Origin of the sequence: Alkalihalobacterium sp. APHAB7, assembly GCF_048323755.1 — a bacterium.
Lineage (GTDB): Bacteria > Bacillota > Bacilli > Bacillales > Bacillaceae_F > Alkalihalobacterium.
In genome coordinates, this window is record NZ_JBLWFS010000005.1 from 194,685 (window position 1) to 202,441 (window position 7,757).

The 7,757-nt window shown below is 35.2% G+C and carries 8 protein-coding genes and 1 riboswitch; of the genes, 5 read left to right on the plus strand and 3 right to left on the minus strand.

Features of this window, described 5'->3' with window-relative positions; genetic code table 11:
* The first annotated feature begins 35 nt into the window (after positions 1-35).
* From ACNSTQ_RS07855 to ACNSTQ_RS07875, 5 genes are read left to right on the plus strand one after another with little or no spacing between them, the layout of a single operon-like run.
* A complete protein-coding gene (locus ACNSTQ_RS07855) occupies positions 36-596 on the plus strand; it encodes a hypothetical protein (protein ID WP_418199301.1) in 561 nt (186 codons plus the stop codon).
* The gene (gene nosD / locus ACNSTQ_RS07860; RefSeq protein WP_418199302.1) at positions 596-1,897 is read left to right on the plus strand and encodes a nitrous oxide reductase family maturation protein NosD; all 1,302 of its coding nucleotides are present in this window, start codon (positions 596-598) and stop codon (positions 1,895-1,897) included. The genes ACNSTQ_RS07855 and nosD overlap by 1 nt, the downstream gene beginning before the upstream one ends.
* Positions 1,894-2,694: a copper ABC transporter permease gene (locus ACNSTQ_RS07865; protein ID WP_418199303.1), complete on the plus strand. Its 801-nt coding sequence runs from the start codon at positions 1,894-1,896 to the stop codon at positions 2,692-2,694. The genes nosD and ACNSTQ_RS07865 overlap by 4 nt, the downstream gene beginning before the upstream one ends.
* A complete protein-coding gene (locus ACNSTQ_RS07870; RefSeq protein WP_418199304.1) occupies positions 2,691-3,362 on the plus strand; it encodes an ABC transporter ATP-binding protein in 672 nt (223 codons plus the stop codon). The genes ACNSTQ_RS07865 and ACNSTQ_RS07870 overlap by 4 nt, the downstream gene beginning before the upstream one ends.
* Positions 3,359-4,303, plus strand: a complete 945-nt coding sequence (locus ACNSTQ_RS07875; RefSeq protein ID WP_418199305.1) for a FixH family protein — start codon at positions 3,359-3,361, stop codon at positions 4,301-4,303. The genes ACNSTQ_RS07870 and ACNSTQ_RS07875 overlap by 4 nt, the downstream gene beginning before the upstream one ends.
* Positions 4,304-4,345: 42 nt before the next feature.
* Here ACNSTQ_RS07875 and ACNSTQ_RS07880 read toward each other — a convergent pair whose 3' ends face one another.
* The 3 genes from ACNSTQ_RS07880 to ACNSTQ_RS07890 form a co-directional block, all read right to left on the minus strand.
* Complete coding sequence (locus tag ACNSTQ_RS07880; protein ID WP_418199306.1) at positions 4,346-5,062, minus strand: hypothetical protein; 717 nt, start codon at positions 5,060-5,062, stop codon at positions 4,346-4,348.
* A gap of 48 nt (positions 5,063-5,110) precedes the next feature.
* Complete coding sequence (locus ACNSTQ_RS07885; RefSeq protein WP_418199307.1) at positions 5,111-5,824, minus strand: EAL domain-containing protein; 714 nt, start codon at positions 5,822-5,824, stop codon at positions 5,111-5,113.
* Between the two features lie 110 nt (positions 5,825-5,934).
* Positions 5,935-6,018: riboswitch (cyclic di-GMP riboswitch) on the minus strand.
* Between the two features lie 24 nt (positions 6,019-6,042).
* Entirely contained in the window at positions 6,043-7,356 is a 1,314-nt protein-coding gene (locus tag ACNSTQ_RS07890; RefSeq protein ID WP_418199308.1) for a methyl-accepting chemotaxis protein, read from the minus strand.
* Between the last annotated feature and the right edge of the window lie 401 nt (positions 7,357-7,757).

The following is a 7,757-nucleotide window of genomic DNA, read 5'->3' on the forward strand; positions in this document are numbered from 1 at the left end:
ATACCCTTTCCACTTCTTTTAGTGAGGTGAACTTTATGAATAATAAACTATCTTTTCCCTCCGTTGTTAGTTTACTAATAGCTGCCGGATGTATCGTTATCTCAATCTTTTTACCTTGGTGGGGAATGAAATTTTACGCTCCCCAATATCAAGAAGGGTTAAATATCCTGGTCTACCCTTACAAATTAGTTGGTGAAATTCAGATTATCAATAGCCTCAATCATTATATTGGCATGGCAAACTTTAGTGATTCTACCTTTCCAGAGTTGCAGTTTTTACCTTATATCATAGGTGGATTAGCGGTGTTTACGGTAATTGTCGCATTATTACAGAACAAAAAGTGGCTTTATGGCCTTATTAGTCTCTTCCTAGCTTTTGGTACTTACGGACTCTATCATCTGCAACAAACATTAACGAAGTTCGGAACCGAGCTAGACCCCAAAGCACCGATCACGATTGACCCGTTTGTTCCTCCAGTGATTGGAGAAAACACGTTAGCTAATTTTGTAACGCATAGTTCCTTTAGTTTTGGGTCTTATTTAATTGGCTTTGCCTTTTTACTCATCTTGTATCCTCTTTGGAAGGAGAGAAAGTAATGGTAAAAAAAGTGGCTTTGTTCCTGCTCTTATTTTCTGTTATCGGACATACTTTCACATTTGCCCAAGATGACCTGCAAAAAATAATTGAGAGTGCTCCAGAACATGGCGTTATCGAACTAGCTGATCAAGTCTACCATGGAAACATCGTCATTACAAAGCCACTTACCCTTATTGGGTCAAGAGAAACGGTGATTCGCGGTGACGGCACAGGAAACGTGATTTCGATTATTGCAGAAAATGTTCAAATTGAAAATGTGTCAGTTCAAAATAGTAGCTTCTCCTTAAATTCAGAAGAAGAGTTTTCAGCAATAAAAGTTCATACCGACCATAATGTTGTGAAAAATATAACGATTACCGATGCCTACCACGGTGTCTATCTTAGCCAAGCTCACGATAATCTCATTGAAGCTGTATTTGTGAGCGGTCAAGGGAATAACGCGATTCACGGTCAAGGCAATGGAATTCACGTTTCGTATTCGAACCGCAATCAATTTATCGATAATATCGTCACAGGGACAAGAGATGGGCTGTTCTTTGATTACTCGAATGAAAACGAAGTGAAAAATAACAAATTAACACATACAAGATACGGATTACATTTCATGTATTCGGATGACAACCAATTTATGAACAATCAGTTTAGTTTTAATACTGGTGGCGCTGCCATTATGAATTCGAGAAATAATCTGATCGCCAATAACGAATTTTCGTTAAACCAAAGTACTCGTTCATTTGGGTTACTTCTACAATCAGCCAACGATAATGTCATTACAGAGAATGAGTTTTTCCAAAACCAACGCGCATTCTTTATTGATCAGTCACAAAATAACCGCATTGAAAAAAATAATATTATACAAAATCAAATTGGTGTAGAACTTTGGGCAAGTTCAAAAAACCAAACCTTTACCGAGAATTCCTTTTTGAAAAATGTCGCCTCCGTTATTACTGTCGGCGGAGTACCCGAAACGAACTGGAGTGAACATCATCGCGGAAATAATTGGGGTCCTAATATGCCATTACTCGATTTAGATCAAAATGGAATTGGGGATACTCCATTGAAATATAGCTCGTCTCTTTACCGTCTAATTCAAGAAAATGAACTCGTCTACCTTTTTTTAAATAGCCCGACGATTTCTGTATACGAAAAGATGAATCAATTAATCCATAAAGATGAAGTGATGGTTGTCGATGAACATCCGTTAATACAGCAGGATACGAGCCTTCGTCTAGCTTGGGTTACCGCTCCTTTAATACTCCTATGGATTGCACTGTACTCGAAAAGGAGGACAAACAAATGATGATGTATTTGGCAAAAGAGTGGAAAGAGCTATCACGAGCAAAAGGGCTTTGGTTAGCTCTTGGAATCGTGATGATCTTGTCTATTTTATTACTGTTGGAAGCTCGAAGTTTTCCGATCGAACATGGATTTCAAGTCTTTTTACTATCTCTTTATGAAATGCAAGTTTTCTTAATTCCTTTATTAAGTTTGTTTTTAGCCTCATTTACGATTATGCAAGAGAAAGAACTAAAGACGTTAATGATCCTCATGACGAAAAAAGAGTCGTACCGTAGTTTTCTTTTAAAGAAAAGTTTTGCTATACACGGGATAACGTTAGGCGTTTTCATTAGTTGGTACATTATCTTTGCTATACCTATGAAACTATTTTTATCATTTAATAGCATCGATTTTCTCTACTTCTTAATTTCGATTTCTGCCTTATTATTAATTTTTAACCAAATTGGATTTCTTATGGGAAGTCTTTGCAACACCCGCATGCAACTAGTTGGTGCCAATACATTCATCTGGTTTTTCTTTATATTTTTAGTTGACCTAATTTTTCTTTATGCCTTACCTTATGTCACGTATTCCAACGTAACCATTTTTTCTGTTTTTTACTTTCTTGATCCTCTTCATACGCTAAAGTTTTTCTTGGAAACTTCGTTGGGAGTCTTTTCATTAGAGTACATGTCTCGTTTGATGGAAAAAGTGGTCTGGATGTCGCCATCACTTTTCTTCATCAGCAACCTCATCATTTGGATGGTCGTATCCTTTGAACTAGCCGTCTTTTTACGAAATAAGGGGGACAGACAATGATTACAGTAGAGCAAGTAACCCATAGCTACAAACAAACAAAAATTTTGGAGGATATTAGTTTGGAAGTCCAACAAAATGAACTTTGTGCCTTAGTCGGTCGAAATGGAGCAGGTAAATCAACGTTAATTCATATCATTCTCGGACTTCTACCTATGAAACAAGGTAAGGTCCACCTCGGAGGGATCTCTAATAAAAAAACCGGGTGGAAGAAGAAGGTCGCTTACTTACCAGAAAAGTTTCAGTTGTACCCACAATTAACAGGTGAGGAGAATATGCATTTCTTTGCTTCCCTAGCAGAAAAGGAACTCGATGAACAAAAAGTAACGGACGTGTTACAGCAAGTCAACTTACTTGAAGCACGAACAATGCCCGTAAAAAGCTATTCTAAAGGAATGTTACAACGTTTAGGATTAGGCATTATGCTCTATTACGATACTGAGATCTTAATTTTGGATGAACCGACGAGCGGCCTTGATCCAATGGGACGAGAAGAAATTCTTCAAATTTTAAAATCCTTACAGAATAAAACAATTTTATTATCTTCTCACCATATGGATGAAATCAGACAAATTTGCTCTCACATTGCTTACTTAGAGGATAAAAAAATTACGAAGTATACCGTTGAAGAGTTTTCAAATCACATACCTTTTGGAGGAAACACAAAATGAAAAAAATAATCGGATTACTCTTTCTCCTCTTAATCTTTACCGGATGCAGCTCAACTGCAAGTTCAGGAATTGAAACTATTATTGAACATGAACCTCAGCATAAAGAGGATATCCTCCAAATTTATATATCTGACAATGGTGACCCACTTACAGGACTCGTTATCACAGGAGTCTTTGAGATGGTACGAATGGATCATGGGGTCATTGAACACAAATTTACAGAAATTAATAATGGAGTTTATGAAGTAAATTTACATTTACCGATGGCTGGAGAATGGCTCTCACAACTGACAATGTCTAATGGTGTACAAACCTTTGAACATTTATTAACGTTTGAAATTCCATCCGAAATGGCACATAAAGAAAGTCCTCACCCACCTGAACAAAACATAGAAGGAGTTATATCAACGATTAATGGCGAGGAGATATTAGGAGAAGATCTCGAATTTTACCATTTTATAAATGTCTTACAAATCGCTCTTTACCGTAAAAATGATAAAGAACGGTATGAAGGAAAAGAATTAGAGGAAGCTTTAAAATTTTGGGAGGCCCAAGAAATAGAAGCTGGAAATGTTAATACATTGTTGACACAAATTATTCGACTTCGTGCTGTTGCCCTGTTAGCAATTGAAAAAGGACATATCACGACACAAGAAGAAGTAGCTCGTGAAATCGCTAAGGCAAAAGATGAATTGACCAATGAACCTGTTGCCATTGAACTCATTCAACAATACGGTGAAGACCGATTTTGGGAGAAGCAACAAAATCAGTACCAACTCATCGTTTTGTCGCAGAAGGTCCAACAAGATATGATTGATAAAGTGAGAGACGAGCACCCGACTGCAGTCGATGCAGAAATAAACTATTTAGCTCATCAAGAATACGAAGAACTACTCACTTCACAAGTCGAGTCGTTAGATATCCAAATCTACTTGCAATAGGTTGTCATGCAATAGAGGTGCCAGGCACCTCTATGCCACCTTCTACCGTAGATTATTAGAAACGGTTGAAACTGCCACCTTATATTTTTGGGCTATTTCCTGTTGAGTATATCCTTTATCATTATAAAGTTCTTGCCATATCGGAACCCATTGTTTTATTGTTTCTGTTTTAGTCAATTTTCTACGGATTTCAACTCTATTACAAATATTTTTATAAACAGTGTTAGAACTTACATCGTACTTTTTAGCAATACTTTCAAAAGATAGCCCTTCCTCATAACTTTTGATCCAATTTTCAATTAAATGGTCATAGGTTTTTCTTTGATTAATACAAGGAATGGCAACCTCACTTTCGATTGTATTTCGAACAATTTTAGGATGTATATTATATATTTGGCCAATTCCCCGTAATGAATGACCTTTTTTATACAATGAAACCCAATTCCATTTGAGGTCATTAATAACAGGGATTATGCCATTGTAAATATACCTCCTCACAACTGTTTTGCTTACTTTATACGACTTAGCAATATCACATATCCTCTTTCCAGATTGATAATTTTTAATCCAATCATTCAGATATTCATTATAAGCAAAGTTGTTAGTTACAGTGATTTTATCTTTTATATATTTAGAAACAGTCTCAACTTGCACACCATGTTTTTGGGCTATTTGTGAAAAATTCATTCCCTCTTCATTATAAAGTCGAAGCCACTCATTCTCTAAGTGTTCAAATTGTCTCTTTCTCCCTCTTGGCATTACAATTTACCTTCCTTATCTTAATCATTAATCGTTTACAAATATTAATTAAGCACTTTCAGGTCTTCCTAATAAATAACCTTGACCCATTGGTACTCCTAATACTTTTGCCGATGCTAAGTCAATTTCGTATTCCAGGCCTTCTAAAATCAACTGAATGTTATTTAACTGACAATATGTGACTAAAGCTTGTATCATCGCTTGTTTATCAAGAGAACTAGATAATTTTAATGAAAAATATCTATCTAGCTTTGCAAAATGGGGCCTTAATTCAATAATTTGACTTAGTGATGACCATCCATTTCCTAAATCATCTATCGCGATTAAAAAGCCATATTCTTTCAACATTTCAATTCGTTCTTTTAAAGTAATGATATTCGATACAACCTCAGACTCATTAATTTCAAATACCACTTGTTTGCAAGATAACTTTGTTTGATTTTTTAAATCAAGAATAAACATTGGAAACATCGGATTAAGCAATGTTGACGGAAAAATATTTATAAACAACAGTTCAGATTTTACAGAATTTACAATGTCATCAGACGTAAAGACTTTTTCAATCGACCCGGTATCTAATTCATACAGTCGGTTATTTTGTTTGGCGTAATCAAACAAAAGATTCGGCGCTCCTAAATTAGAACGTAGTAAAACTTCATAACCATACTTTTTCCAAGATTGGATATTGTAAATCGGCTGAATAAAGTGGTAAAAATCGTTTTCCTTCATTAGTTCGTCAAATTGAGATACAGTAACTTCCATGATAACCCCCACGATTGTATATTATTTTATTCACCAATTCCCAATAAAAAAGACTATTCAAATAAAATGAATAGCCAAAATCACAGTTCTATTAATGGAATGCATTTCCTTTTGGCAGCCTGGCGATCATAGTAAAAACCTTAGACCCATAGCTTTGCGTCCTACTCTTTCGGTGTAGTTTGCCTATATCAATATTTTAATTTTTTTCTTTTTTGAAGTTAGCTTTTAGCAACGTTAAAATTATCTACTACTTGATTTAAACCGCTAGACAACTGTTGTAACTTTGTACTCATATTAGTTAATTGCTTCATCGTGGAAGTGAGTTGTTCAGCTGATGCGGCCACCTCTTCGGTACTAGCCCTAGATTCCTCGATAAATGCTCCTGTATTTGTAACCGATTGTTGCACTAAGTTGCTGCTTGTAGTTAAATCTTTAATAAATTTATTAATTTCTTCTGTTTGTCCATTTATATCTAATGTGGATGCATTAATATCATTAATCGTTCCCTCTGTACTCTTAACCTGCTCAACCATCATCTCCACTTCATTTCCACTCTGGTTTGTTGCTTCGACGATTACTTTAATACCACTTTGAATTTCATTTATTAAATCCTGTATTTTTACGGTTGATTCTTTCGACTGATTGGCAAGCTTTCTAACTTCCTCAGCAACCACAACAAATCCTTTACCCGCTTCACCGGCCCTTGCAGCTTCAATGGCAGCATTTAACGCCAATAAATTAGTTTGTTCAGAAATACTATTAATGATCTCAATGATATTGGTAATTAACTCGGATTTTTCTTGTAGAGTAGTAACACTTTTTATAGTTTCATTCACTTTAACTTTAGTTACTTCAGCTTTTTCAATCGATGAGTGGATAGATTCATATCCTAACGCAACTAAATTAGTCACCTGTGAAGTCCTTTTATCTACAGCTTCCATACTTGATGCAACCTGTTGTATAGAAGAATTAATATCACTAATTTCTTCTACAATTCCACTTACCTCATCGGCCATTTGTTCTGAGCCCCCAGATACCTGTTCCGTACTCTCGGCAATAAGTTGAGATGAGGAAAGTGTTTCTTCTATAGCTACTTTCATATCATTCGCTTGAGTATCTACAATTTTACTGGCCTTTTGAAGTTCTCTTACCATTTCTTCAAACCGAGAGGCAGTAATATTGAAAACCTCACCTAACTGTTGGAACTCATCCTTCGTTGTTAATTTTACTCGTTTTGAATAATCATTTTCTAGAAAGGCATAAGCTAGTTCTGTTAATTGATCTAGAGGCTTTTTTATCACAAGTCGAATGATGATAAAAGCTCCAAATGACGCTAAAACGATACTTACCCCAGCTGAGAGAATATTTAAGAAAAATAAGTTTTCAAAATACATATTAGCAAAACCTAGGAAAATTGTTCGAAGTGATATAATTAGAGTTAACAATACGACAATGATTGCAGTTAATTTTACTTGGAGATTAAAACGGTGCTTCTTTACCATTTCTTTTTCATTACGTTGATTTCTTTTCAAGTTATCCACCCTTTCACTTCATAAACCTTAAGACCCATTACTTTAATCATTACTCCGTGTAATTAACTGTATTTTTATAGTGCTAATGTAATATAATAACAACGACTTCTATCATAAAACAATATTCAGCGTTATTCAACAAAATATGAAAATGTTCCAGTTTTTTTTTATAGAATTTTGGGAAACTCATAAAAAATTCAGTATTTTCATATTAAATAAACTCTTAACTATGTATTTTTATACGATGAGATTAATATCGAGTAGGAGGAGGTGATTAACCTCCGACCTCTCACACCACCGTACGTACGGTTCCGTATACGGCGGTTCAATTTTATACTAAGCATGTACTTTGTTGTAATGTTGGACACAAGAGATTAGCCCAAAGTTAGCTAATCTCTTAT

Bases quoted from the DNA above. Each gene is read 5' to 3' on its own strand.
- ACNSTQ_RS07855 (WP_418199301.1), top strand. From the start codon at position 36: ATGAATAATAAACTATCTTTTCCCTCCGTTGTTAGTTTACTAATAGCT.
- nosD (WP_418199302.1), top strand. From the start codon at position 596: ATGGTAAAAAAAGTGGCTTTGTTCCTGCTCTTATTTTCTGTTATCGGA.
- ACNSTQ_RS07865 (WP_418199303.1), top strand. From the start codon at position 1,894: ATGATGATGTATTTGGCAAAAGAGTGGAAAGAGCTATCACGAGCAAAA.
- ACNSTQ_RS07870 (WP_418199304.1), top strand. From the start codon at position 2,691: ATGATTACAGTAGAGCAAGTAACCCATAGCTACAAACAAACAAAAATT.
- ACNSTQ_RS07875 (WP_418199305.1), top strand. From the start codon at position 3,359: ATGAAAAAAATAATCGGATTACTCTTTCTCCTCTTAATCTTTACCGGA.
- ACNSTQ_RS07880 (WP_418199306.1), bottom strand. From the start codon at position 5,062: ATGCCAAGAGGGAGAAAGAGACAATTTGAACACTTAGAGAATGAGTGG.
- ACNSTQ_RS07885 (WP_418199307.1), bottom strand. From the start codon at position 5,824: ATGGAAGTTACTGTATCTCAATTTGACGAACTAATGAAGGAAAACGAT.